This is a genomic window from Stieleria tagensis, assembly GCF_024129865.1.
GTDB lineage: Bacteria > Planctomycetota > Planctomycetia > Pirellulales > Pirellulaceae > Stieleria > Stieleria tagensis.
The window spans coordinates 1-26561 of sequence record NZ_JAMYFE010000032.1 but is presented as its reverse complement, the minus strand read 5'-3'; the positions used below and the strand labels follow the sequence as shown (position 1 = coordinate 26561).

17 protein-coding genes and 1 tRNA gene are annotated in these 26561 nt (G+C 53.7%); 4 read left to right on the top strand and 14 right to left on the bottom strand.

Annotation, left to right across the window (positions count from 1 at the left end):
• Positions 1-53: 53 nt before the first annotated feature.
• The 3 genes from NHH03_RS06560 to NHH03_RS06550 all read right to left on the bottom strand — a co-directional run bounded on the left by NHH03_RS06560 (position 54) and on the right by NHH03_RS06550 (position 3591).
• Positions 54-1415, bottom strand: a complete 1362-nt coding sequence (locus NHH03_RS06560) for a sigma-54-dependent transcriptional regulator (protein ID WP_253154962.1) — start codon at positions 1413-1415, stop codon at positions 54-56.
• Positions 1416-1930: 515 nt separating this feature from the next.
• Positions 1931-2131 (bottom strand): hypothetical protein, encoded by a 201-nt coding sequence (locus NHH03_RS06555; RefSeq protein WP_253154961.1) that lies wholly within the window; start codon positions 2129-2131, stop codon positions 1931-1933.
• Positions 2128-3591 carry a YeiH family protein gene (locus NHH03_RS06550; RefSeq protein ID WP_253154960.1) on the bottom strand — a complete coding sequence of 488 codons (1464 nt, stop codon included), beginning with the start codon at positions 3589-3591 and terminating at the stop codon, positions 2128-2130. The genes NHH03_RS06555 and NHH03_RS06550 overlap by 4 nt, the downstream gene beginning before the upstream one ends.
• A gap of 336 nt (positions 3592-3927) precedes the next feature.
• On the opposite strand from NHH03_RS06550, the gene NHH03_RS06545 reads away from it, so the two are divergent.
• Together NHH03_RS06545 and NHH03_RS06540 are read left to right on the top strand one after the other, a co-directional pair.
• A tRNA-Cys gene (locus NHH03_RS06545) sits at positions 3928-3998 on the top strand.
• Between the two features lie 140 nt (positions 3999-4138).
• Entirely contained in the window at positions 4139-4486 is a 348-nt protein-coding gene (locus tag NHH03_RS06540) for a hypothetical protein (RefSeq protein ID WP_253154959.1), read from the top strand.
• A gap of 671 nt (positions 4487-5157) precedes the next feature.
• Here the strand turns inward: NHH03_RS06540 and NHH03_RS06535 are convergent.
• The 8 genes from NHH03_RS06535 to NHH03_RS06500 form a co-directional block, all read right to left on the bottom strand.
• Entirely contained in the window at positions 5158-6066 is a 909-nt protein-coding gene (locus NHH03_RS06535; RefSeq protein WP_253154958.1) for a hypothetical protein, read from the bottom strand.
• Positions 6063-6923 carry a hypothetical protein gene (locus NHH03_RS06530; protein ID WP_253154956.1) on the bottom strand — a complete coding sequence of 287 codons (861 nt, stop codon included), beginning with the start codon at positions 6921-6923 and terminating at the stop codon, positions 6063-6065. Before NHH03_RS06530 ends, NHH03_RS06535 begins: the two co-directional genes overlap by 4 nt.
• 3 nt (positions 6924-6926) lie before the next feature.
• Positions 6927-7817 (bottom strand): MotA/TolQ/ExbB proton channel family protein, encoded by an 891-nt coding sequence (locus tag NHH03_RS06525; protein ID WP_253154955.1) that lies wholly within the window; start codon positions 7815-7817, stop codon positions 6927-6929.
• A 91-nt stretch (positions 7818-7908) separates the two neighbouring features.
• Positions 7909-8847: a DUF4339 domain-containing protein gene (locus NHH03_RS28125; protein ID WP_253154954.1), complete on the bottom strand. Its 939-nt coding sequence runs from the start codon at positions 8845-8847 to the stop codon at positions 7909-7911.
• A 51-nt stretch (positions 8848-8898) separates the two neighbouring features.
• Positions 8899-11166 (bottom strand): hypothetical protein, encoded by a 2268-nt coding sequence (locus NHH03_RS06515; RefSeq protein WP_253154953.1) that lies wholly within the window; start codon positions 11164-11166, stop codon positions 8899-8901.
• A 934-nt stretch (positions 11167-12100) separates the two neighbouring features.
• Positions 12101-14782, bottom strand: a complete 2682-nt coding sequence (locus tag NHH03_RS06510) for a GAP1-N2 domain-containing protein (protein ID WP_253154952.1) — start codon at positions 14780-14782, stop codon at positions 12101-12103.
• A gap of 153 nt (positions 14783-14935) precedes the next feature.
• Positions 14936-16243: a hypothetical protein gene (locus NHH03_RS06505; RefSeq protein ID WP_253154951.1), complete on the bottom strand. Its 1308-nt coding sequence runs from the start codon at positions 16241-16243 to the stop codon at positions 14936-14938.
• Complete coding sequence (locus tag NHH03_RS06500) at positions 16240-17985, bottom strand: trypsin-like peptidase domain-containing protein (protein ID WP_253154950.1); 1746 nt, start codon at positions 17983-17985, stop codon at positions 16240-16242. The genes NHH03_RS06505 and NHH03_RS06500 overlap by 4 nt, the downstream gene beginning before the upstream one ends.
• Positions 17986-18988: 1003 nt before the next feature.
• Between NHH03_RS06500 and NHH03_RS06495 the strand changes: the two genes are divergently transcribed.
• The gene (locus NHH03_RS06495; protein ID WP_253154949.1) at positions 18989-20248 is read left to right on the top strand and encodes a hypothetical protein; all 1260 of its coding nucleotides are present in this window, start codon (positions 18989-18991) and stop codon (positions 20246-20248) included.
• Between the two features lie 29 nt (positions 20249-20277).
• On the opposite strand, the gene NHH03_RS06490 is transcribed toward NHH03_RS06495, so the two are convergent.
• Genes NHH03_RS06490 through NHH03_RS06480 form a run of 3 tightly spaced genes read right to left on the bottom strand, consistent with a single transcriptional unit; the run spans position 20278 to position 24225 of the window.
• Positions 20278-21708, bottom strand: coding sequence for an arylsulfatase (locus tag NHH03_RS06490; RefSeq protein ID WP_253154948.1), 1431 nt, complete (start codon positions 21706-21708; stop codon positions 20278-20280).
• 42 nt (positions 21709-21750) lie between these two features.
• Complete coding sequence (locus NHH03_RS06485) at positions 21751-23370, bottom strand: AI-2E family transporter (protein WP_253154947.1); 1620 nt, start codon at positions 23368-23370, stop codon at positions 21751-21753.
• A 54-nt stretch (positions 23371-23424) separates the two neighbouring features.
• Positions 23425-24225 (bottom strand): DUF6690 family protein, encoded by an 801-nt coding sequence (locus NHH03_RS06480; protein ID WP_253154946.1) that lies wholly within the window; start codon positions 24223-24225, stop codon positions 23425-23427.
• Between the two features lie 578 nt (positions 24226-24803).
• Here NHH03_RS06480 and NHH03_RS06475 point away from each other — a divergent pair.
• Positions 24804-26468, top strand: a complete 1665-nt coding sequence (locus tag NHH03_RS06475; RefSeq protein WP_253154945.1) for a TolC family protein — start codon at positions 24804-24806, stop codon at positions 26466-26468.
• The last annotated feature ends 93 nt before the right edge of the window (positions 26469-26561 follow it).

The following is a 26561-nucleotide window of genomic DNA, read 5'->3' as shown; positions in this document are numbered from 1 at the left end:
ACCAATTGTATGATCGACGGGTTTAACCCTCCGTTCTTAGGTCGGTCCGGGCTTTAATGCAGACCGTAGCGCCCCATCTTGTAGTGCAGGGTTCGCACACTGATACCGAGCGTCTGCGCGGTTTTTTCGCGGTGCAGACCACAGGCTTGGAGAGCCAGCTTGATCGTGTCCCGCTCGCAGCCTTCCACGGCTTCGGACAATGAATTGGGCAAAACGATGGGAACCGATGGCGTCTTCATCAGCTCGGTCGGCAGATCACATTTTTCGATCACGTCACCGACATTGGTGACCACAATCCGCTCGATCGCGTTGCGCAGTTGTCGGACGTTGCCAGGCCACGTCGCAGCGGTCAGCATGTCCATCGCCTCGGGCACCATGCGTTTGATCGTGCGGTGATGCCGCTCACAAAACGTCTCCAGAAAATGGTCCACCAACAAGGGGATGTCTTCGCGTCGGCTGCGTAGCGGTGGAACTTCAATTGGAATGATGTTCAGTCGATAATACAGGTCTTCGCGGAACGAACCGTCCTTGATCAACTCGGTCACGGAGCGGTTGGTCGCCGAGATCACACGCGCTTCGGAATGTAACAATTGTTCGCCGCCTACCCGGGTGAAATTGCGGGTTTCCAGCACTCGCAACAAGTCGATTTGGCTTTTCGCCGACATCTCGGTGACTTCGTCCAAAAACAACGTTCCAGATGCTGCTTGCTCGAAACAGCCGGGTTTTTGTCGCGAGGCTCCACTGAAGGCACCTTTTTCGTGCCCAAACAATTCACTCTCCAACAACGTTTCGGGCAATGCGCCTAAATTGACTGCGACAAACGGTGCGGAACTGCGGTCACTTAGATCGTGCAGTGCACGTGCGATCAATTCTTTACCCGTGCCGCTCTCGCCATGAATCATGACGGTCGCTTCGGTATCGGCGACTTGGCGAATTTGTTGAAACACCGACTGCATTGCCGCACCATTGCCGACGATCTGAGGCATTTCGCCCGAACCGACCAGCCGGCTGCGCAACAGTTGATTCTCGACACGCAGCGCATCGTGTTCACGGGCGCGGCGAGTCTGTTGACGGACCAAGTTCAGGTCGAGTGGTTTGAGCACAAAATCGAAGGCGCCGGCGCGCATCGCGTCGACCGCCGTCTGCACGGTTCCGTGTGCCGTGATCACGATGACCGACGTCTGGGGACGCAGTTGATGCAATTGTTTCATCAACTCGATCCCGGTCGTGCCACAGTTCAGCCGCACGTCAATGATGGCGAGTTGATAGGTTCGCTGTTGAAACAGCGCGAGCGCTTCGTCGGCGGTCCCGGCGGTGGAAAGATGGTCGGCATCGGCCGCGAGCCCCTTGGCCAATCCCGAACGGATATTGGGTTCGTCGTCAACGACCAGTACACCGAAGGGGGGCGCGATCATTGGGCAGGTTCCAAACAGAGTTCTTCTGGCGATAGGGCGGCCCGAGGATCCCGCAATCGAATCAGCAGCCACATGATTGGCGAACGCATGTGGCGTGCCAAGCGTGCGTCGATTCGCCGCTTCCGGCAGTTCTACGACGCTATGAACGCCACCTGTAATCCGGTGGCGACTCCGTTCGTCCCCATCCGTCCAGCCACGGATCGGATGATCGATGAGACTGGCATCGATCGACGCAAATTCATTGGTGGTCGAGTGTTAGGCAAACCAGGCAGAAAACATTCGGCGCCAATCAAACGGCACGCGCAAGCGTCCGGTTCTTCTTGGGAGTTGCAATGTGAGTCAGATGGAACCGTCGGCTAGAAGTTCATGGTTGATGAATCATCCGCACCTAAAAGCCCGCCGAAACCAGCAGGCTCTCGTCAGGAACGTGCAACCGATTGCACGTCGCCTGCATTGGATTGCAGGTTGCCAGGCGGCTCCGGCGGAGGAGGCAAGGAGTCGACTGGAAGGGAAAATCAGCGATCGATCCGGTCCAGGATGTTGTCCATCATCGGCAATTCGGTGTAGTACATCGCGGCCGGATCAATCCGCTGTTGCTGTAGCCAAGCTCGGCGGGCGCGGACGACGTCACTTTTGGACAGCATCGGCAGCACAATGCCCCAAACGGCCGCGATCAAGGTCACGGCGAAGATGAAATTCCACCGCTGCCGCGTCATTGACCGGTTCCCGGAAAAATCACTTCGAACATCAAGTAGGCCATCAACAACGTCAACAACAGGTTCAGTGTTTGGCCACAGACGTACAGGACCATCGGTTTGCCGCCACGAAAGTAGGGCATCAATTGCTGGAAATTCGTTTCCAATCCGATGCACACAAACGCCAGACAGAACAACCAACCACGCAGGGTTTTTGTTGATCCCTTGATCATTGCATCAATGATCAATCCGCCCTCGGCCAGTTGATTATGAAGCAGCGAAAACAGGATCGATGCGGCGATGAAACCGAGCACAAATTTAGGAAATCGATACCAGATCTCACCGATACCTGGACGTGGTGCACCAGGCGTCTTTTCGACGTACGTGACCCAGTAAACCGCCACCAGAAACGCAGTGACACCGATCAAGATATTTTGAATCATCTTGATCGTCACGGCTACTTCTAACGCTTCTTCACCCAGCGTCGCGCCGGCGACAGCCACCGCGCCGGTGGCGTCAATCGTGCCACCCAGCCACGCCCCACCCACTGCGGGGGACAATCCCAGTGCTGTGATGATGATCGGTAGTAACACCATCATCACAACGGTGAACGACAGTGACAAACCGATCGCTAGCGAGAGTTCTTCCTTTTTGGCTTTGCAGGACGCAGCGGTCGCGATTGCAGCCGACACGCCGCAGACCGACATGTCGGCACTGATCACCATGTTCAGTGACTTCGACGGAATCTTCAGCACCTTTTGTCCGAACACATAGGTGCTGATCAATACGATCGGGGTGACCACCCAAGCCACGCCAATCCCCGGCAACCCCAGTGCCATCAGCCGCCCCATCAGCACTTCCGCTCCCAACAACACCAGGCCGGTTTTAATGAAAAATTCCGTCAGCACTGCCGGTCGAAGCCAACCCGGGGTGCCCAGGGTATTGCTGATGATCAACCCGACCAACAACGCCCACAGTGCGTATTCCAAGTTGTACGCTTTGATGGTGCTTTGTCCGGCCAATACATAGGCAATCGTGGCTAGCGCAAACACCACGGGAAAGGCGACGGCGAATCCGGCGGCGTCTTTACCACGCAACTTCATCGCGATCGTGAACAACACGCCGATGATCAGCAGGGCGCCCAACACGCCCCAGTACATCGACTTTGCCTCTGCGTCACCGCTGGCGGCGACGTAAAACGCGTCGATCGGGTTTTCTTCCCAGCTGCCTGGTTTGCCCAACCAAGCCTTCAGCGGGCTGACAACCGATACCTGTTCGCCGGCCGCCAAACGATCGGCGACGCCAGACGGCAAGGCGATCCAAACGGCGAGAAACGAAACCAATAGCAAGGCAGCTGCGCACCAGATTGCCCACCAGTCTTCCGTGGTCTTCATTTGTTGCCAAGTCGATTCGCGTTGTGGCGAAACAATGCTGTCGTCGGTAGAGTCAGCGGCAACGGAAGGGTCAAGCGGATCGCTCATAGGGCGGGAGGGGGCTCTGTCGTTCGGTGGGCTGGGGAAAGGGCATAGATTAGCACCCCCGCCTGGTCTGTGCAGGCGCGTGAGGCACTGCGTCGCACGGACAGCGCCAGACGCCCGTTTGGGTGGCACATTGGCCAGTTGCCAAGAACAGTGCGGCCAATCGCTGACGCGAACTTTTTGAATTCTACCGATGTCATTCAAGCCCGCACCCGAAGTTTCCGATACCTGACTTCACGACAGGAACGGTTCTCCCAATCACAGCTAAATGGCTGAGAATGACGATCGGGGTGTTCTTGACGATTTTGGAAAGTTTTCCTACTCTTTCCATTTCCAGCAGGCGACTTGGCCGAGTGGTTAGGCAGCGGATTGCAAATCCGTCTACAGCAGTTCGAATCTGCTAGTCGCCTCTTGCTGATGGTGTGCGTTGCTTTCGCACACGGCGTTCCCGCCGGCAGTCATTGACACGTTCCGACCTTTAGCGAGTGTTCGTGGAAACCGTTCTGCCCCGATTTCCATCGCTGGCATCCGGCGGCGATGAAAGTATGAAGTGGTGACCTTATCCCGGGCGCTTGAAGAGAGCGTTGGTGCCTGCTGGAATCTCCAGCGTCTTGTTCGTACTGAAGGTTGGCTGCGAGGTGATCAAGTATTCACGGCGACTGATCCTTCGCATCGCCGAATCAGCCGGGCCATTATCGTCACGCCGGATCGGGCGAATCGAATAGTGGGAATCACCGACTTCACAGGCGAACCGGCCCGTGGCTTCAGCCGCCACCGACTCACGCTCATGAGCCTGAAGTACTTCGCTGGAAACGATGCCCAGCGCCGAGAAAAACGAAATTGGGCAACGGGCCGTTTTGCGCCGATTCAGCACTCGGGAAACAAATCGGAAATTTGACGCTCAAAATTACTCGATCAACACACTGCTGGTGAACAATGCAGGGTTAACTGCTCGCAGTCGTTGAAAACGTCCCGAGAATTGTCGACAGCGGTTTCAAATCAGCCAGTTTGGCGGAGTTGCCGCGCTGCAACCGGATAGGTGCACGTGCGATCACAGCCCTACGTAAGCCATTACGCCTGTTGCAGTTACGGGTTCCAAAAACGTGAGCGTACTAGCCTGACAGTGCCAAATGGCTGCCAGCCAGACCGCTAAAGCGGTTCAGTTCCTAACCGCTATTGACACGGAGAATCGCGACTGTCGTCGATGACTCCCCAATTGGCGAGCGACAACCGCTAGCTGATGGGCTCTGTCCCCGGTCATTCCCGTCCCCGGTCATTCCCGTCCCCGGTCATTCCCGTCCCCGGTCATTCCCGTCCCCGGTCATTCCCGTCCCCGGTCATTCCCGTCCCCGGTCATTCCCGTTTGAAGAACTGGCGAGCGGCGAGTTCATAACGCGTGGCGACAAAATTGCGTTGGTGCGCAGGAGCGGCCTTGGCAAATCACACTTGGTTCAAGGGATCGGGAGGGAATGCAGCGTGCTCGCCGGCTCGCAAATTCCAATTTCCGTTGAATCAAAACAGTACTCGGCCAATGCCCAAACAAATCCTAGCTCATCTATCCGGTAACACTCATTGAACTCGACCGGATCCACCGCCATAGGAGAATGTGAAGTCTTCGGCTTCAGCTTTAACCCACAATTCGTAATTCATGCCAGATCGTTTGAAAATGTCTCGAACCCTAGCGAAATATTGGTACGAGTCTGGAAAGACAACGATGATTAAGGTGCCTCCGTATCGGCTAATCCGGTTGGCGGTTTCAACCAACGCAAACTCTGACCTTGGTCCTTCCAGGCGCAATCCTCTGCCGAAGCGAAATCGAACATTCCAAACACCGAAGCCCTGGTCGGTCGTTACTACATGCTGCTCAAAGAACTCGCCAACACCATCGTCGGGCGAACAGACTAGAAATACTTCACCACCGCTTAGCCCAATCATCGCATTAGTTCCAGCTCCAGATTTCACACTGGGGACTTTCAGCGTTTGGCCAACGGTTGCGAGGCTAGACTCCCAGGCGGTGCGACTAACTTCAAGTCGATGCAATGCGGCTTGCACGAGCCCAGCATTGTCGGCGGCGGCTGACTCAAGTTCCAGAGAACGAGCTGCGATGTTAACCAAAGTCTCGCCTAATTCATTCCGCTTTTGGGTGTACTTAGAGTTATCCGTCTGTATCAATTCCAATTGATTACGCAGTTCAACTAATTCGGTTAGCGACGAATCAACGACTGGCACGGGTAAAGATCCACGGACTGTTTCCAATTCTTGCAATCGCGTAGCCTGGCGTACCAATTCATCTTGAAGTCGACTGATCGTCACCGCGTCAACAACTGGACTCGCAGTGGCACCCGCCGGATCTTGACGCACTTTTGCTAGCAGAGCAACCAAGATAGCGAGAAAAACGATTCCCCCAAATGTGTTGCAGATGGTGTCCAAGAAGAGATCAAAACTATCTCCGCTGGATCGGTCACGATATCGGCTCATTGGTCCTCCAGCTCGAAAATCAACCGCATGCCATCATCCCTCCCGATCACATCAAATCCGTAGCGTATTCTCGATTGGCGAGCGTCCATGTATTCCTGCAAGTCATGGAAGTCAGCAGCACCTCCGGGTGCGATCAATACGACATAGTGATAGCGAGTGTGATCACGTTTATTCAAATCTTGCAATAGATCGTCCACATCATTGTAAATCCAACGTCGTCGAGCGTCGCCGTCGCGCATCGAAATTTGAACATGGCTTTGATCAATCCCGTCATATTCCGGGTGGGGACCCAAGCGAATCACAACTAGACCCCGACCGTCGCCCAGTGTCCCGTTGTACATTGGGAAAGTCGTGTCACGCAACTTCCCCGCTCGTCCCAGCAAACGATCCGCCTCTTCAGTGGCTTCCTGGATTCGTGCTTCGTCCTGCTGCCGTTGCCTTTCATTTTCATGACGGGCGGCTTCCTGTCGTCGCTGGGAATCATCGACCTGACGTTGGATCGAAGCGACCTGCCGTTGCAACTCTAAAGAGCGCTTATTTTGCGTTTCAATTTGCTTATCCAGCATTTCGGCATTAATCTCATCAGCCACTGCCAGCGCGTCGCTCTGTCGGTTCGCCAATGCAGTGGACTTCGAAAGTTCCGACTGTATTGCATCAGCAGCAATGCGAGTCTGTTCAATGACGCGCACGATGGCAGCAACATCGCCGGCAGTGCTTCGAGACTTAGCGTCGATCTTTTCAATTAATTCAAGGATCATGATCAATGTGATCAAGATAAAAATCCCGACCACCGCAGTGATGATATCTTGAAATGCAAAAAAGGAAACGCCTGGAGCGGAACTTCGCGATCGTGGCACTTGCTAATTCGCTCTGGAAATGTCCGACGACCGCATTGCGGAAATCGGCGATGCAATGACTGGCTGACTGGAGTTAACAGGCAATGCATCATCGGAACGCATTCGACTGACAATCTGACGCAAGCAATAGTCCTGGCAACGGTCCAAAAACTCTTCTTCATCCTTTCGTTGAACCGTAATCCAGAGTTGTAACACCATTGCAATCACCAGCGCAATCAACGTGGTTTCAAATGCAGTCGATAACCCACCAGTTACTTCCCGCAGAGATCCAATGATTCCTGCCACATCATCCTGACCGTCGAGGAGAGCCGAGAAATTCCCGATTGCATTAGCCAAGCCAAGCACAGTACCAATGAAACCCAGCACGGGGATGGCCCAAAGGAACCCACCAAGCATTCCGAATGACGTATGTACTGCCGACTCATCGCGGTCCGCCATCGACCGCAGCACCTCATCAACATCACCAATGCGTCCTAAGTTCTTTAAGCTGGACATTGCCACCAAGATTCGATTGTAGACAAAGAACCGTTCGGGAAAATCAGCGATCGCATAGATTGTGCCCAGGATATCCGAAGCCGTGTCACGAGTCAGCACAAACGCTTGGTTTTCTGGTATTACTGCGTGTCTCAACGCGCGACGCTGGATGGCAAGTTTTCGTTGCTTGACAATCAATATTACCGAAGCCCAAAATCCGAGCAGAACAGCAGCATATTGAGTGGGACCTCGTTCGGTCATCATTTCTTTGAAACCACTATCGGGCAAAATCATAAGAACCCCATAGAATACGGCCGTCAGAATAAGCCCGATTAATCCGGCCAGAGAAGTCCGAACAGATGTCCCGCCGGTAGACGAAAGGCCAAACATCGCTTCCGGATCACCGGCAGCAATCGACAATCGACCAGGCGTTGGGGAGAGTGCGTCAGCGGAAATGATATGTCTCGTTGTTGAAGGACAAGGTGATTCTGAACACAAGCACCAAGGTACGCTAGCTGACGCGGGCAGTGCCAACCATGAAAAGTACAAATGCTGCTGTCTGGCACATGACCAAAGCGGATGCGAGACAGACTCCAGCGATCCAAACACGGCGATCGTTCACCGCGACTTCACGAGCGTGCTTTGCAGAGCCATTTCGGCTCAACCGATCTAACGACGCAACTAGGCGTGTCATGTGAATGGCCGCTGAGAATAGCAGCATCGCAAAGCAAAACGTTGCGAAAGAAGCAATCGTGAGTGTCGTTCCCGTTCCCATGTTTCGAGTCAAGATGCCGCTGTAAATCAGGAATATTGCGGTCGCGATGGTTTCGATAGCAAAAAGGTAAGTTAAAACACACAAGGCTAACACCCAACCCTTTCGGTCGGTCGCCGCAAAGTCTGCATTGGGAGCCGGCGAATTGTCGGTCGATACGACCACGGGAGGTTGTGCTGTCGCAGAGCTCAAAACACCAGGAAAAACTTCAGCCGCTTCGCACCACGTTTCCATGCCGCTGCGCCATACCAACGTGGTGGCAGTGATGCGCCCATCGCGGATCCAAGCACCAATCGCTGGTTCGTCCAGAGGTCCATGATGTTCACTGCCAACGGCCATGTACCAGTCGCCAGCTGCACTGGTCATTGCATTTGGTCTGGTTGGATCTATACGATTGGGTTGCGACTCTGACGACTGTGAGCTTGAAACGGACGCGGTCGTTTCTTGAGTTTGACTCGCCTTATTCAAACCGGCTTTGCTTTCTTCTTGATCATTTCGCTTTTGCCAAAGCCCAATTCGTTGCCAACCGTCGAGACTCTCGCTGGAAATTTCATGTTGCTCGGTCAGTTGCCCTCGAGAAACCATACGTTCAACTTGGTCCTGCGATAGCGGGCCGATACGTTTGCCTTTGAAACGGACTACAAAACGCTCTGAAGCGTTGGGTTTAGATTGCGACACGCGAAAGTAGTCCTGACAATAAACTGAAATTGAGTTGATAACGGAACGGATTCATAGATCGTTGGCTTGCCCGAATTTAGTCACCGATCCGGTTCCAGTCAGATCTGCACAGCCGGCCCGGGTCATACTACGGCAGAGGAGAGAATGACGGAGTTCGGTCGGCCAATTTCCCAACACTCGATTTTCCAGTGGAGTGGGTTGGAGAAAAACCAGTTGTCCCGCTGAAACACCATCGATCATTGCGTCAATTCTCTGCTGACCATCATTCAGACCACCGACAGATATCCATTCGCCTTTCAAAGGATCTTCCGGATCACGACGAACGACGAATAGGGTACCTGCGGGCAGCGTGTCGATTGACCGCCACCATCGAATACGGGAACTAGAAAGACCCGCTACGTCACTTGAATGCGAGTTTTTTTGCATGACCACACCCACTGGTACGAGTCGCAGTTCCTTGAGCCGTTTTAAACCAAAATTAGGTTGCAATCGTTTTTGATAAGCTTGCCCTAGAGCAGGGTAAATCTCAGCCTGCAGCCATGAAACAGTAGACGCGGCTGGAACTGCCGGACGAAACCAATCGCCCCAATTTACTTTGCGTCCAACCATTTGATTGGCCACTCCTTGCAAGGAATTCTTGGCTGCTGGGGAACCCTCGATCAGATTTTCCAATAATTGAAAGGTGATTACCTCGCGAACAGTCTCATCCAGTCCAACCCGCTTGCCAACCATTGCCAACATCTTCAGCATTGCACCGTCCCAGTCGATCAGAAAATCTTTCTCATTGCGCTGAAAGCTGGCCTGCAATAACTGGACCGTCTCGCTTGGTTCCAGATTGATCACAAATTCACCCTTTATTCGGGTCTTGGAGACCGATCCATCAGCAGACGTGATTGTTTCAATGTCTCGCCCCTTATAGGAAAGATTTGGCTGAAACGAGAATGCCTCGCGATTCTTATCGTAGTAGCTCTGGTAAACAAAATGACGTGATCCCTTTCCGTCTTCCTCAGTGACCGAAATCACTTGCGAGAACAGCGAGTTGTTCCAATGTTGAATAATATTTTTTAAGACCTGTCGTCGGCTTTCGACTTGCTGCACTGACATTTCAATCGACGACGGCAACGGTATCGGCGGTCCCGATACGAGCTGATCCATCGCTGATTTTGCTTGATTAAAAGTTTCAATCGACGCCGGAGAAAAACTGTCCTGATAGGCTTTGGTTGTTACCGACAACATTTGATTCCATGCGTCTGCTGCATCCCAGAACTGCGAGGAATCTAGAGATCGCTGATAGTCAGGTGCAGCGGGATGATTCGGCAATGTCTCGACAAACGCCTTTAACTTATCCCGCAACGCCTTCGTCGAACGTGATGCGAAGATGCTCTCGCTCAATTTAGTCGCCATCTCAGCCTTGGCACGTCCGCTTGACCATCGCATGCGTACCGCAACCGCTCGCTTAGATTGTGCAGTTGCATCGTTCAGTAGTGCGATCGCTGCCTGAGGGTAGTTGCGTTGGCTTTCTGAAAATGCATCTACCAGTGAGTCCAGCTCTACAATCTTGCGATCGAGTTCCGCCGCTGTGAGTTCCTGCCAAGCGATACTGGAAGTCTCAGACAGTTGTTGCCGAAGTGGTTCAAGCGTTGCTGCCAATTTCTCCGTTTGCTGGCGACGCTGGTCCGTTAAATGACTCTCGTAACGCTTTCGCTGCTGGCTGGCTTGATCTATTTCCGTGGGAGTGACCGCATTCTTTTCCAGTTCCGACAAAATCGCAGGCCTGAGAGACTGTGTTTCAGCCTCCACGATTCGTTGTAATTCTTGTGCGAATCGATCGGACCGATCTGTCTCCTGCTTTGTCATTTCAGCATGTCGAATGACCATTTTGGTGACATCCGGATCCCGTGCGATCGCGGGCTGCTGCTTCTGAACGACAGCGATAAACCGTTCAGCCTCAGACATCTGTTTCGAATCAAGCAGGGATTGCAATTGATCGGCGACGGCCGAAACCTTGTCGTTGTGTGATCGTTTCAATTGTAAGGTGGCCAATGTCCCCACAACAAGCAGCGTGGTGGCAACCACGGCTGCAATCCCCAGATAAAATTTCCGGGATGCCCGTGTCTGCAATTCAGCGATAACATTCTGATACCGGCTGTGCAACACAGGTGGTAACGGCTCGTCAAACGCCGCTGCGTTTTGGTGTGCCGCATGCAGCACGCCAATTGACGAATGGGGGTCGTCGAGCGTTCGCTGCAGCGCATCCAGCGCGGTGTCGCGACGCCTGATTCGAACAGCCTCAGCATCAATCCCATCGATCCAGGCCAAACCGGACTCAGCATTGGCTTGGACGTCGACTGGAATTGCTTCCTTGCCAGCCAACCCGACCAACTCAGCAGCCACTTGGCGAAAATTCAATACGGCCTGCCGACCGCCCGCTTCGTCAAAATTGTTTGACGCGTCAAGCAGTTGCTCCGCGTGCTGAGTCAGCGCCGCGGTCAGTGCACTTGTCTTCAACTCTAGCAGCTTTTTGTCGACCGACTGAATCAACTTGGCAGTCGGCTTCCGTTGCCACGCCTTGTCGCTTAGCTCTTGCTTTAGCAGCTGCAGTCGTTGGGTATCGGCCCGTGCAATCGCTTCAGCAACATCATTGCCGAGTTGTCGACGACGTGCCCCCTCAAACGTTTCAATGTCATCGTGCCAATGTGTTGACGTTGGATCGGCAGCAGCAATCGCTCTTAATGTGTGCAGACGCCACGCCAAAGGTGCGCGAGCGAGGGCCAAGCGTCGTTGCCGACGCAGAAGTCGATCGATGGGTTGCAACTCGACCATCGCATCGTTAATTAACGCGATTGCATCCTGATCAATCCGAGGCGGTGGTGATTCACCGTAAATCCCCAACAGCTCGGCAAACTCATCATATCGAGGAAATTCCAAGTCGACCGCCGCGTCAATCAGCGAGGGCGGAGCATTCGCCATGGCAATTGCCTCGCTGCGCAAACCTCGTCGAATCAACTGGCTAATCTGCGCCAGCTTCTCATTGATCGGGTTGACGACGGCAGCGTATTCATCCCTCGCCTTCTGCAGCAACTCTTCCGAGACGACGATCTCGTGACCATCAAGAATCTGGTTCAGTCGGCGAAGAATTGAGTCCATGATGGATGACGAAGAAAGAGTGCAGAAATCAACAATGTGTCTAACGAAACAATAGCTACGAACCGTGAACGCTTACCTAAAAACGGTTTTTAGTGACCAAAGTCACCTATTGGCTTACTCGAGAATCCGGACCGAGGATCAACTTCGGCAGAAAATACAATTGAAAACTTGCTACTTGGTCTCGAGAAACCTGTCCGATCTGCGAATCAGCATCGGCCTTGTAAAAGTCGACGACATGTTTTAGGTCAATCTCCTCAACGTCTCGCAGTCGGCGGTAGGCCTCAACTAACTCCTGCCGTGTTCTCTTGTAGTCACTAAATGTACGTCTGACTTTATTGTACATAGGCGCGAGATCACTGGAAACCGAATTTTGATTCATCAGTGTTAGCAAGTCGTCCAGGTCCCGCAACGGCTCTCGGTCATAGAAAGCGTCAAGCGGTCCCTTCGTTGATTCTTTCGCCGTGAGCTGTCGCATTACTGATTTGATCTTCTTTTCCATTTCCTGAAACAGCTTATCCCGTTTATCTCTGTCTTCTTCGCTGGACTTATTGATTTCGTTCAGGATCAACTCCGGGAATGTTTTCGAATTCTGCGGGCTTTCGCCGTTCACCTGCTTGTTTAAATCGCTTACTAAGTCAATCAGCTTTTTTTGCGATTGCTCGATTACGAGCACGTCGCCAAGTAATTTTGAGTGGAACGCTTGTGAAACCCGCAATTCAATTTGATAGAGTTTCCCTGTACGAATAAGGTAGATCCCCTCCTCTAGCTTGACTTCTTTTCCATCACTTGGAACTGAAAGTGGCTTGTCACCAACAATCAAGCAATTGTCGATGTCGCCAATTTTAAACTCAGTCAATGGACAACGAACATCGATCTTGAGTGGAGGGTTACGGCGAAGATTCAAGTCGAAACGGAATTCTAAAACATGCCGTTTTCGCTCGTCTTCTATCTTCTTCAGCGTGTCATTCCGTTGGTTAGAAATCTTCTTTTCAAACTTAGTCAACGCGGCTTCCCGAATCTCAATTCCATCGGGTGAAAAAGAATCGAGAGAGTTGAATTCCTGCCAGCGTTCTCGCAACTCTTGCTGCAATGACTCAATCTTTTTATTTTGCTTGGCCGATTCCCGCAATTTTACACTTAATGAGTGCCAGTTGTCGGTAGCGTCATTCCATTTCCCCCACTGTTCGTTCAGCTTGGATCGCTTATTTTCATAGTCCTTCTCTTTTCGGTTGATCTCCTCATTTGACTGCCGACCCTTTTTGAATCTTTCGTCCATTGAACCGTACAACTCGTCAATGATTTCCTTCGGCTTGCGTTGGTCCTTGAGGAAACTCCGTTTGTCATTAGGTAACGTCTCCAATTTCAGCGACTGATCGAATTCGGAAAGCAGCTCCCTTAGCGATTTCTCTATTTGGATGAACTCATCATGCTGTTGTTTGATCGATTTGAATTGTTGAATCTGATCCGCCAGTTTTTTTGCATTATGCAGTTCATCGGATGGTGGTTCCGTGCCCGCTTTGGTGTCAGTTTGCTCCGATGGCTTGGATGCTGGCTGGGCGCCTGGTTCATTTTGATGCTGTGCCGGGGATGTCAATGCATCAGACTGCTCTAAATCTGCCGAACGACTCCCGTTATTCTGGGAAAGTAAGCTGGTTTTCAATTCGACAGGCAAGTTCGCTGCGGAAGTCAATTCGTCTAACATTGCTGTGCTATTGTTCCAGGTCACGTAGAACAACCCTGTGCCCACAAACACCAGGGCAAGCATCGCTGCCATCATTGATGCGGCGAACAATCGGCGTCGATGCATGCCCTGGTGAGATTGTTCTAGCGAGTCACTCGGCACCCGCGGTGGCGCCAAGTTCTTTGGGGGCCTAGCTCGATTTGGTAGAGCGGGTCTAGCAACGGTATCTGAGAGTGTCGGATGAGCAGAATTGGCGGGCGCCGTTGCAGCTGTCTCGGGGCCGACCGGAATCGAAGTTGGGGGTATTGCCGCGACGGGTGCCGGATCCCAAATCGTTCCAGTTCGCGATGCTGTTACTGCAGCGGAGTCCGGAGGACTGCCGAGTACACTGCGAGTCAGGTCGATTGGATTGACCGCTTTGTCTGCCAAGGATGTCCCTGCTAAAACGAACCGCAAGCGGCATGTTACGCCAGGCGGTATCTCCCCACAGTATGTTGAAAACGTCACATCCCAGCGACGATCTAGCGGAAGGATGGAGATCAATTCGACGACCATCTCCAATAGGTGTGGATTCTGGTCCGGTCTGTGAATCACCCACACTGCGGGACTCTTGGAAGACATTAACGCAGCAACGTGTCCTGCCCAGCCTGCATCACCCGCGACGTCTGCCCAACGATTAGCCTTCCTGGGATCAACGGTTGGGGCGGAGATGGATTTCGCCAGTGCGATATCCCCGACCTCTCCATTCCACGTGGTTTCGACAAAACCGGCCGACTGCAGAAGTGCCGCGGGTCCTGCATCAACTCGGTCCCGATCATCAATGATGACGTGATGAGCAAGCTTGTTGGTTCGACCGGTGTAGTCAGCCACTGTATCGCCGACGCGGGACAGAACGGTCACGTCTCGTCCAGCGACTGTAAGCCGAACATGCGAAAAGTTAACCGGCGACGGTTGAGTGGCTACGTGTCGGTACGCAGACAGGTTTTCGAGTGGTCCAACCAAACCCGCCGGTAGCCCCGCCGTCATCGCAACAGTGCAAAACCCTTTGCTGCCAGCACGCAGTCCGCGAGGCGCTGATGTGTAAATTAATTCTTTGCTGTGCGACACGAGTCCGATTCACACGAGGGTAAGATTGATTCGAATAAAACGCTAAATTGGGCAGCCATGCGGCAACACATGGATTGGTGTAAAGACGTTGAAAGCTGCTGAGGCGGAATGTGAAACATTTCATTTCAGAATTCTGTCATTTGCTTTCCGCCTCTATTTTGGCTTTCCCAAATCAATTAGTCCCCGGGTGCGACGGGCAATTGCCATCAGCATCGGGACTTCGGCCCAGCGCGGTCTCAGGTCTCGTGGTCGGACACCCAATTGGCCGCTTTCTGGGTCTACTTCCGGAGACACACCAGTGGCGGAGACGGGCATAAACAGCACCGTGTCAGAAATCGCTTGAGCCGCCGATACCATTTCTGCGCATGTTCGTTGCAACAGCGATTGTACGGCATCTGACACCGACTTAATACGCGCTTCATCGATCCCCATTCTTCCAGGACCAATGGACGCGTACGGTGGGTGGGGATCGATTCCCGGCAGCAGGTATTCCCAGGCATCCCATTTTGTCACGAGGACCAACAGCATTCCACGTATCTTTTGATCCTCTCGTAGTCCGGCGCCTCGACGAACGCGGCTGATTGCTTCTGTCAAAATTGTATCCTGTCGCGAGGTGGCTCCCGTTCGCCCTGGAGATGACTCCCGGTCGCTCGTTCTTGCCTGGACCATCTGCGGGTCGCTACTTAGACCACTGCAGGCACTTCGGAATCGAGGATCCTGCGTTGGATCAAAACAAAAAAACAATGCTTCGGATTGCCCCAGGTGTCCTGTTACGGGGCCGAGTGTTTCATCTGCTCCGGGCAAGAATGATTCACCCGCGTTATCGTACAGACAGAGCACTCGAGATAATCCGCTGGCCCGATCTGCATGCGGGTGTTGACTGGTTGGACCGATATTGAACAAGAATGGCTTGGGCAGGTTAATTGTCCGTTCATCAATTCGAACTCGATCATAAAGGTCTCCCTGCTCTTCGGTCTTGGCCAGCCAGGTAAGGCGATCCGGGTCGTTGGCCAAAAACTGACGTTCTTCGTACTCGATTAGACGCGCATTCATCGTCGCATCAGAGTCCGCGAAACTAAGGTGAAATTGGGTGGGCAAAATCTGACGCGTTTGCCACAACATCGATGCCAACAAATAACTCTTGCCACTACCAGGTGCCCCCAGGATTGAGAAGATCAACGTTGGCAATTCAAATTGTCGCCGTGGAATTCTCAAATGGCAACGCGGACAGGCCGTGGCCGTGGCTACCCCGCCCTTGGGATCAAGTGCGTCGCCATCAACATTGAACCGCGTCGGCAAAAATCGGCGCATCGCATCATCGCCCAATTTGTCATCACCATAAAGATCACCATGAGTGGCAATCCAAACCGCATTGTCAGGCTCGAAACGATGCCAGCAGTGTGGGCATACTATTTCTCGCAACAGGGATGGTGCTACCAAGGAAGTCGCATTCTCATTCATGGCTTCATGACTCCTGAACCGTCACAGACACGGCATTTGATCCAGCCTCGAGAGCATTTTGAGCAACGGATCTTCTTGAACTTGCGAGCCGTGATAGGGTTTCCAACGAGGTCATACGCAACTGTTGCGAGATAGGGTTTTCGAATGAACCCTTTCGTACACGCACCACAAATCCTCGCCCCATTGCCTCCGCAGAATAGGCAGCAGTCATCATAAACAATCTGGGGTGGAGTGAAGTCAGTTGCCACTTCCGCATGTGGCAGATCTTCTGGTTCGTCGACCGAGATAAACACGACGCTCGGACGAAAACCAGCGATAATGCCAGCAACATCGGCGTTCGAAGTGAACTCTGGTAGCAGCTCGATATTCTGGCGGACTAAAAAACTCCGAATCCTGGAAGCCGAAATGGCAGTGCCATGAGCCTGTGCAGTGAGCATTGAGCGACCAGACAGAACACCGATGACGTTGCCGTTATCGTCTATGCAAGGCCCACCACTGCTTCCTTGCTCCGTTGCAACGCCATGAATGAAGGTTCCTTTATCAAGGGAATAATTGGCGATACTACCGGGATAGTTCGCCAGTGAAGCCTCGAGCAGTCTTGGACCTTGGTAGCCAAACGCGACAAATTTGGTTTGCAACGGTGGATCATCTGACGAAATCCGAAGCGGAGCGAAGTTTTTGACGGGCGTTTGCAACTGCAGCGTGGCAAGCTCAACCGCCGAGTCTTGGCTAACAGCTTGCAACGTCGCTTTACTAGAAAAGTCTTGGCAATTGTGAACACGGATAAAATCACCAAGCTTGGCAATTTCGCCAGTAGTCAGAACCAAATCCGGCGCTATCAAGAATCCTGATGAAGTACCCACTCTTCGAAAGCCCTTTGGTGGCCTGTCCTGATTCGATTCACCAATGGGAAAGCCGTGGCCGCCGGATAATGACTCGATCGACTGAAACGGATCATGTTCGAAGGTAAATGCTAAGCGTTGCTGCACCTTCGGCCCCACACCAGGGCTTCCCATTGCCAGAACCTTCTTAAGCTCAGCTTGGTCAGCTGAGTCCAAATCCGCCTTGGTCAACAATGATGCGTTGTGGTGCGTCGCAAAAAGCAACCTTGGCACAGTCATTTCAGCGCTTAACTTGAGATGGTTGATTGCCCCAAGTGCGCTTTGTTGACGTACTGCGACCACAGCGAGGTTGTTGTAAACCGATCCCAGCGTAGTGGCGTGCATCTCAGGCCATCGCTTGCGCAATCTGTCGATCAATTCAATCGCTCGTCGGCCAGCTCTTTGAGCCATCGACAGCGCACTTTTTTCCCGTGAATTCAAAGGAACGAGGGCAACTTCATAAAACGGAGCGACCAATCCCTCAGGAAATTCTGATGATATTGGTTTTAGGATGCTTGCCCACGTCTTGGCGTGGAAACCACTTGGAGAAAGCTGAGAAGCAAGCCTCTTCTGCTGCTGAGCGGTTTGTTTTAGGGTTTCAATTGCGAGCAAAAATTCCCGGTCGGATGTCGATAGCCGACCAGCAGGCATTTTCACGTCCCGCTCACCTGCCAATCGCAGATGTACCAGATCCCCTTGGTGGCCAACGTACTCCGCTTCGACGCTTGAACGTCCTGAAACATCAGTCCATGTTCGCATCGAGTAGATGTCTTGGGCAACCACACTCCCGGCCAAAAAACTGGTCGCAAAGGTGACAACAAGCCCAACCAGAGATCGACAAAAATGGTGATTGAAAATCATAACTGTCTTTCCAAGTCGAATTGCTCATTGGAGGCCAACGGTCCAGATCGTCTCAAACGTTCGCCCCCCCAGTGGGAAAGCTTAGCGAAATAGTCCGTCATGAACATGCGATCACGGTCAATCGCGAGAAAGATTTTTTTTCGTACTCTGAGCAAATGATTCCAACGAACATTTTGACGTGTCAAACCCTGCATAACTGGTTAAACAGGGAAATCCCGCCCACTTAACTGTTTGAGGGAGCCACCGCTCGGAAGTCAGATTCGTCAGCTACTTGGTGCAGGTCTCCAGGGTCAATTTTAAGACTGGCGGCAATCAGGTTCACTCCGGAGCCGAAATAACCTTTGCCGGTGGAGCAACCACCGAAAATGGAAAGGGAGTATCCTAGCCCAGCAAGGCTGTGATTTTTCGGTGTGTTGATGGATGGAGTCTCGTTTTCGATAGCGATTTTTCGAAAATCGGTCCCTTAGCCAACAGCTTGAGTCGCCAGTGCTGGAAATGGCAGGTGCGTTAGACTCCAACGGAATAGGGGGCTCCGGGGCAATTAAAAGCGCATTCTTCAGAACTCGCGGGGCGGGTGAGTGGGCGTCAAAGCCTAAATTCACGGTCAACCTGTGTACGGCGGACTTAGAAATCCGTCGTATTCTAAGTTTTGTGTTTGACGTGGCATTAGCGGTTAGGAACTGAACCACTTTAGCGGTCTTGCTGGCAGCCATTTGGCGCTGCCAGGCTATTACGTTCACGTTTTTGGAACCGGTAACTGCAGCAGGCGTCGTGGCTTACGCACGGAGGTGGTCGCGTGTGCATCTGTCCGGTTACCGCCCGGCAACTCCGCAAAACTGGCTGATTTGAAACCGCTGTCGACATTGGACGCACCACTCGGAAAAAAACTCCTCCCAAGACGCAACATCACGCGTTTTGCGAAGTGTTAAACTGATGGCGCTGTGGTTTGACTGCCAGGAGTTCTAGTCACCTGGGTACCGATGCGATTCGAGGGCGGAATGAGATGAACATCAAGTGCTGTTTCTGGTTGCTGATTGGCCACTTTTGTTGCATCACTGTGGGGGCCGCCGATCCGCCTCCAGCTCCCGCGGACGAACTGATCTTTCGCGAGCCTTTTTCGGGGCTCTCTGCCAGCGAAATTGAGTCGAAGTTGATTGTGTTTTTGATCACCGATGAAGATCCGTTCCTTTGGTCCAAAGCGAAACTGGAACGGGCGGATAAGAATCGCTTGGGCGGCGGTCCGGACGTCTGGTGTGGCGGCGATTTTCGCCAATCCTTCGCCAAAATGGTCGAGGAACGCCCTGATCTAAAAGATCGAATCATCGCGCAGCGAATCGTCGCCGGGTTGCCGTCCAATCTGACCGGCGGCAATGCACGGTCCCTGCCACCTCGCGTGATGATCGCGATTTGTGATGGGAACTATCGCTTGTTAAACCTGTGTGTCGGGATGCCTGATGGCCCCGGTTTGATCCAGGTGTTGGAGGATGCCGAAGAAAATCGGGCGTTATTGGAATTGAATGATCAGGATCCCGAAAAACTGGGATTGGCCATTTCACAGCGAACGAGAAATCGTGTGCGACGCATTTACGATCAGGCGCTGACGCAACTTCACGAGAACACCGCCTGGGATGATTCACTGGGCCAAATCGATTCGGCCTGGATCGCCAAATTCGGTCGCCTCGCTGTGGAACTCCAGCCGGTCTACCTGCTGGATGTTAAATTGCGTTTCAGCTTGAGCGATCTGAATGATTTGATTCGCTTGATCGTGCTGGAGCAACACACCGAAACCAGACGGAACTGGTGCGACACGATCGCACCCTATGTTGTCGGCCGCCCTCTTCGCGAAATCATTAATCCATTGGTCGATGTCATTTGGGCGACTCCCAGCGTGGTGCACGTCGAGACGTCGGAACACACTGATGTGCTGCGCTGGTTCTCTAGCCGCCGTGAGAATGTGACCTTGGTGTTGGCGATTGAACCGGCGTTGATCGACCGCGGTCAGGTATGGCCGCCACCGAATATCAGTGGCAACCGGAATGCCAGACAAGATTGGGCCGCGCTGGAAACCGCCATGTCCAAGCATCCCTTCCGCACGGTGGATGCGGAAGAACTAGCCGTGGTCCTGCGCGAGAACGATGAAATGCCGATCGATCTGAACCTGCCGTCACGAACACGTTACATCATCTTCGAACCGGGCAAGAAGAAAATGTTTCTGATTCGTGAAGGCGACCTGCCAGGCAAATTCATTCAACGTCTGGAATAAAATAACACGTTTGCCGGGCAATGCGGTGGTCATTCCGAGTTCGCGTCGAGTGGCAATGCATCGCGTTTGATCAACGAGAGAATCTCGTTGACGATCTCGGGTGATTTCGCGGCCAGGTCGTGTTCTTCGGCGATGTCGCTGGTTAGATCGTACAGTCGCCAGTCCGGTTGGCCGTCTCGGTCTTTGCGATAGCGGACCAGCTTGTGATTGCCACGGCGTATCCCGATCGAAGTTGGTCCTTCCAAGCTGCCCCAATACAGGTACTCGTGCCGCGCTTGGTCGGATTGATTTCCCAACAGTGTCGGCAGGTAGGAGATTCCATCGATATCAGCGGGCGCATCGATCCCGGCAACGTCACAGGCGGTGGGTAAAAAATCCCAGAACGCGCTTGGCAGATCGGACTGGGTGCCCGGTTTGATTTTGCCGGGCCAGCGGGCGATCAATGGGACTCGAATCCCGCCGTCATGCATCGATCGCTTCTGGCCAGTCAGCGGGCCGTTGGAATCGAAAAACTTGTCATCATGTCGGCCTTCGTGGTGTGGACCGTTATCGGAGGTGAACAAGACGAGCGTGTTTTGGTCAATCGAGAGTTCCTGTAGAAACGACAGCAGACGTCCCACGTCGGCATCCATGCGTGTGATCATGGCCGCAAATCCCTTTTCGGGGTTTGGCCAATCGCGATCAGCGTAAATCCCATAATCAGGCACCTCCATCCCATCTTTCAAGACTCGCCCGCCTTCGTTGTTGGCATGGGGAATGGTCCAATGGATGTGCAGCAAGAACGGATCGGAGGTATGCTGGCGTACAAAATCCAATGCCGCTTCGGTCAATTGATCGTGCGAGTACGTCACACGCTCCTTGGAAACCCGCCCTCGCGCCGCCGGGTCGTCCATCAAGACGTTGCCCGGCTGCGGCACTTGGCGATCGTTCTTCCACAAAAAGGGTGGGTAGTAGTTGTGCGCGTTGCTTTGATTCATGTAGCCGAACCAATCGTCGAATCCGTTGTTGTTCGGGTGTCCCGGGTTGTCGATTTCCGATGGCTGGTCGACGTTCCCCAACGACCATTTTCCGACCCCGCCGGTGGCATAGCCGGCCTGCTGCAATAGTTTTGCGACGGTCGTCTCGGTCCCGGTAAGCGATCGCGGGCGGTTCCCCATCAACCCGGTGTGTCCGACATGCTTTCCCGTCCACAACACTAAACGGGAGGGGCGACAGACCGTGTGGCCGGCGTAGTGATCGGTGAACCGTATGCCTTGCTCAGCCATCTGATCCAGGTTCGGTGTCTGGATCACTTTCTGGCCATAGCAGCCCAGATCGCCGTATCCCAAATCGTCAACCATGATGTAGATGATATTGGAGTGTTCTGCAGCCCGGCACAAACACTGGTGCGAGACACCAACTAGCAGAATCAGCGTGGTGACCAGGCACAGCACGCGTGACGGGAGGAAACGGACAGCCATCGTTGACCCGGGGTTGGAAGAATGAATCGGCAGGGCCCGATATTAAACCATATCCGTCGTCGGTGGGTTGTCGTTAACTGGTTCGGTATCATTGTCCCGAACAGCGAGTTCGTGGTTCAGGATTTCTAACAGTGTCTGTAAAAACACCACCACCATCGGGCCGATCAGGATGCCGATCGGCCCAAACACAGGCACACCGCCCAGCACGCTCAGCAGCGCCACCAGCGGATGCAGTTCGGAATGTCCATGCAAGACATACGCTTTGATCACATTGTCGATGGAAGAAACAACGCCGGCGCCATAGATGGCCAGAAAGATGGCTGCACCATAACGCTGATCCACTGCGGCCAAGTAGATTGCGCAGGGGACCCAGACCGAGGCGGCGCCTAAGAACGGTATCAATGCCATCACCGTTGTCACCATGAACAACAGAATGAACGACTGGAACCCAAAGAAAAAGAATGCGATAGCGGCCAAGAAACCTTGTGCCAAAGCGCTCAGCACACTCGCCAAGACGACCGCCCGACTGGTTTTTTCGAACTCGCCCAACAACCGAAGTTCATAGGCATCGTCGAGCGGACTCAGACGCATTAGGGTCCTGACCATCGCCGGGCCATCGACAAAGAAAAAGTAAATCGAAATCACCATGATCAACAGGCCGACCAAAATCTGAATCAGGATTTTGCCGGTGACCCCAGAGAATTTCACAAACCGAGGCTGCAGGTATTCACGTGCCGATCGGATCAGCGACGCGAGATCTTTTTCACTGGGATTGGTCAACAACTTTGCTTGCGTCCAAAACGATCCCCCCAACTTGGCATTCATCCAAGCGTTGATGCTGGCTGATGCGACGACCGAATCACGGTGAAATTGTTCTTCGATCGCAACCCGGCTGGCGGTGTCTTCGATCGAGTCTGGCTCCGCCAGTCGTTGGACGACCGCCCGGAAATTATCAAGTTGCTCAACGGCTCGTTCGGCGAGTTCCCCGGACGGTGTCGCACCGGGAACTTCGGTGTCCAAAAACGTGACCAAATCGGTGGCTTCATCGATCTCAAGTTTGACGATTTCCGGTTCGTCGATGACACCCAACAAGCCGGTCAATTCGTCCAGCCGACGGAACCGGTCCGCGTGGTCCAATTCCAATCCCAACTGCGTTCGCCCACGCTCGATCGCAGATTTTATGTCATCCAGATCGGCGCGGCCGACCAATCCGGTTAGCTGGCCAATCGCAACCGAAATCAACAGCGTCACGGGCAACAAGACAATCGCCAGGATCGCTGAGGTCGTGGCCACCGCGGCGATGTGACGCCGACCCTTGAGTCGTGCCAGGAACCATTCATGGACCGGGCGGAAAATCACCACCATCGCAGCCGCCATGAACAGTGGGATAAAAAATCCCGCCATCACCTTGTAGAACAACAGTCCCACGATCGAGATGCCGACCAGCAACATGATCACCGACATGATCCGCGACAGCGATGGCAAATTGCCTAGCAGTCGCGGCGGCCCGGGGCGGCGTTCGAAACGTTCGACTGCGTCCTGTGGTGCCTTCTCGCCGGCGGTCGCAGCGGGTTGGGACACGGGTTCGGAATTCGTTGCCGCCGATGTGTCCGCTGGTTGCGTCGGATCGGGCGTGGAATCCCCTGATGGTTTTCGTTTCACCGCAGTGATTTCCTTGCATTCGATGGAGGTGCAAACCGTGGCGAAATCGTTCGGTTACCAGCGGCCCGTGTGGTGATCGGAATCCACAATCTTTTGCGCTTCCGCACTGATTCCGTAGGCCAAGTTTGGCTGATTCAGCTCCAAAAACACAGTGTACTTGTGATGCACCGCGTCGCTGTAGACCACCGGCGCATGGGTCAACCGCATGAAGTGGGTGGGGCGACCATTCCATCGCTTGGTGTAGGCACCGGCTTCTAACGAAGCTTCGCGTTCTAATCCGTAATGCGTCGTCATCGCCCGCTCGAACCGTTGGGCGTCACCGGTGAACCCGTGGATCGTTAATCGCTGCAACTTGTCCGCGTTGTCAAAATAGTAGGTCAAGGTGCCCGCCAAATCGTCTGCTCTGGTGCCAGTCACGATCGGCACCCGCAAACCTTTCAGACTCATGTCTGCCAGAACAGTGCTGACGCGAGAGAAGTTGGCAATCACCCAAGCCGGATTGATGTCAAACCGCATCACCGCACGCAAATCCTGCACGCGAAATCCACTCAGCGACGGTGATGAAGCCGGGTCAGCCGGGATCGCACCCAGCTTGCGCGCCAAATCTTCATCGTATCGATAGCGACTGTCGGAAACCTCTCGCAGTGTTTCCACTTGATAGTGTGAGTGAGTCGCATAGTCGTTGGCCGCCCCCAGCGCATTGCCATCGGGTTCTGCCGTCGTGGATGTCGCGTCGGTCAACATCACGCGGACTTGGGAGACAGCCGATCGACCGGTATCGGTTTCGGTGGCGACGTAGGGGCCGACCGTTGCTGCAGCCACGAAGCCGGCGATTTTCAGGGGATGGGTTGGCATGTTCAGAGTCTCTTGTGTTCGGGAGGCACACAATGATCTTTAATCGGAGCGCACAATTTGAAAACTTTTCGAATTCGGGCCAATTGGCGATCAAGCTGACTTTGTCGGTCCTGATAGCTGCGAATCTTGGGGTCCTCGCTGATGCGTTGACTCGCGAGAGCGTGAAACGCTGTTTCACGCCGGGAGGAGCAAGATTTTTTCGGCAAACTCCCTTCAGTCGCTCAATCGTGTTCGTTTGCGCTCAGGATCAGAACTGCGTTGTTCGATAAAGACATCAAACAAGGTCCCTGCATACCTTGCTGATTCGACCGGTCACGCTCGCCCCTTGGTCCAATTTGTTGCCTCGATTGCTATCAGACGCGCCGCAGCACCACCCGAGCGATTCATCGCGCTCGGTTGGGTTGACGCATGGCAACCAGGCAACGCGGTTTTCCAAGCGGCGATCATTACAACATGCGCTTCAACACACGCTGTGCGTTGCAGGCGCGCTGGTCGGGTTGGTGGGTTGCAGGCATACCCACCAGCTGCCAGAAACGATCGGTCAGCGGACCGAATGTGTGGACGCGCTGATCTGCGAGATGCAATCGAATCAAAATCTGTCATCGGTTTCCGTCCCGGAAACGACTGCGCCGCTAACGCTGCGTTCGGCAGAACAGATCGAATCCATTCCACGCCGGGAGATCACTCTGGCGGACGCACTGTCGCTGGCACTGGAAAATGGTGACGTGCTAACCGATTTGGGCGCCGGGGTGCTGCGAACGCCTGACCAAATGCAGACCGAATGGACCGAGGCTCTGCAGCGGTTGGACCCGCAAGAAAGTGTGGAAGCCGCCCTCAGCGCCTATGACGCGCAACTGTATGGTTTCGGCAAATGGCAAAACAATGATCGCCGCTTCAATAACCGCTTTTTTGGTGGCGGGTCAAACGCGTTCAAGCAAGACACGCACGACTATGTCATGCAGCTGTCCAAACGCACTGCCACCGGTGCGCAGTTTTCGGTCCGCAGCGTCACCGATTACGATGCCAATAACGCGACCGGTAACCTGACCAATAGCGCGTGGCAAACCCAATTGCACGCCGAAGCTCGTCAACCGCTGTTGCAGGGTGGCGGTCTGCAGTTCAACCGGATCGCAGGCCCCGCGGCGCTGCCAGGCGTTTACAACGGTGTGCTGATCGCCAAGGTCAATAGCGAAGTCACGACGACACAGTTTGAACAGGGGCTCCGAGATTACGTCAGCAACGTCATCAATGCCTATTGGGATTTGTACTTTGCCTACCGTGATGCAGACGCCAAGCGCGAGGCGATGCTACGCAGCCAAAAAACCTGGCAAAACTATGAAGCGCAGCGATCGAGCAATCGCGCATCCGGTCCCTCCGAAGCCCTGGCACGCGAACAGTATTTTCGTTTTCGTAGCGAATACCAAGACGCGGTCGCGGGCAAGCCGTCCATGCGAACGCAAAATAACAACGCCACCACTGGCGGCGCGTTTGCCGGTGTAGGCGGGGTTCAAGCGGCCGAGCGCCGACTGCGGTTGATCCTTGGAATTCCGATCAACGACGGGACTCTGTTGCGACCGATCGACGAACCATCGATCGCAAAGATCGAATTCGACTGGGATTCGATCGCAGCCGAAGCCGTGGTCATGCGGAGTGAATTACGGCAACAGCGGTTGGAAATTAAACGCTGTGAGATGGAATTGTTGGCGGCAAAAAACTTCTTGCTGCCAACCCTGGACTTGGTGACCATCTACCGACTACGGGGATTGGACAAAGACCTCGCCGGAAGTGATTCCGCACTCTCGGATTTGGGCAGCTTTGATCTGCAGGAATATGAAGCCAGTCTGGAATTCAAATTGCCAGTTGGATTTCGCCAGGGGCATTTGGCGGTGCGGAATGCAAAACTGCAGGTTTCGCGTGAACGTGCGATCTTGGATGCCCAGCAGCGCCAGATCATGCACGACCTGACCTCGATGGTCGCCGAATGTGATCGAGCGTACGAACAACTGGGTACCAATTTCAATCGGTATCTAGCAGCCAGCGATGCTCTGAACGCATTGGATGCGTCGCAGGGAACCGGGATGAAGGTCAACTTCGACCAGCTGCTCGATGCTCAGCGGCGAGTGACCGAGTCGCAATCACACTACTATTCAGCTCTGGTTGAATACACCATCGCGACAAAGAATGTGCATCTCGAAAAAGGCACTCTGCTACGCTCCAGCGACGTGCTACTGATCACAGAGTGAGCGGCCGTGCTGCAACGCGTTTGGCAGCGACGCCAAGATCGCAGCCCGACGCGTCGGGTTTGAAGCTCTCCCGCGGGGAGGTCGTGCAGCTTC

Coding starts and splice junctions, on each gene's coding strand:
- NHH03_RS06560 (WP_253154962.1), bottom strand. CDS start 1,415: ATGATCGCGCCCCCCTTCGGTGTACTGGTCGTTGACGACGAACCCAAT.
- NHH03_RS06555 (WP_253154961.1), bottom strand. CDS start 2,131: ATGACGCGGCAGCGGTGGAATTTCATCTTCGCCGTGACCTTGATCGCG.
- NHH03_RS06550 (WP_253154960.1), bottom strand. CDS start 3,591: ATGAGCGATCCGCTTGACCCTTCCGTTGCCGCTGACTCTACCGACGAC.
- NHH03_RS06535 (WP_253154958.1), bottom strand. CDS start 6,066: ATGAGCCGATATCGTGACCGATCCAGCGGAGATAGTTTTGATCTCTTC.
- NHH03_RS06505 (WP_253154951.1), bottom strand. CDS start 16,243: ATGAATGAGAATGCGACTTCCTTGGTAGCACCATCCCTGTTGCGAGAA.
- NHH03_RS06500 (WP_253154950.1), bottom strand. CDS start 17,985: ATGATTTTCAATCACCATTTTTGTCGATCTCTGGTTGGGCTTGTTGTC.
- NHH03_RS06495 (WP_253154949.1), top strand. CDS start 18,989: ATGAACATCAAGTGCTGTTTCTGGTTGCTGATTGGCCACTTTTGTTGC.
- NHH03_RS06490 (WP_253154948.1), bottom strand. CDS start 21,708: ATGGCTGTCCGTTTCCTCCCGTCACGCGTGCTGTGCCTGGTCACCACG.
- NHH03_RS06480 (WP_253154946.1), bottom strand. CDS start 24,225: ATGCCAACCCATCCCCTGAAAATCGCCGGCTTCGTGGCTGCAGCAACG.
- NHH03_RS06475 (WP_253154945.1), top strand. CDS start 24,804: ATGCAATCGAATCAAAATCTGTCATCGGTTTCCGTCCCGGAAACGACT.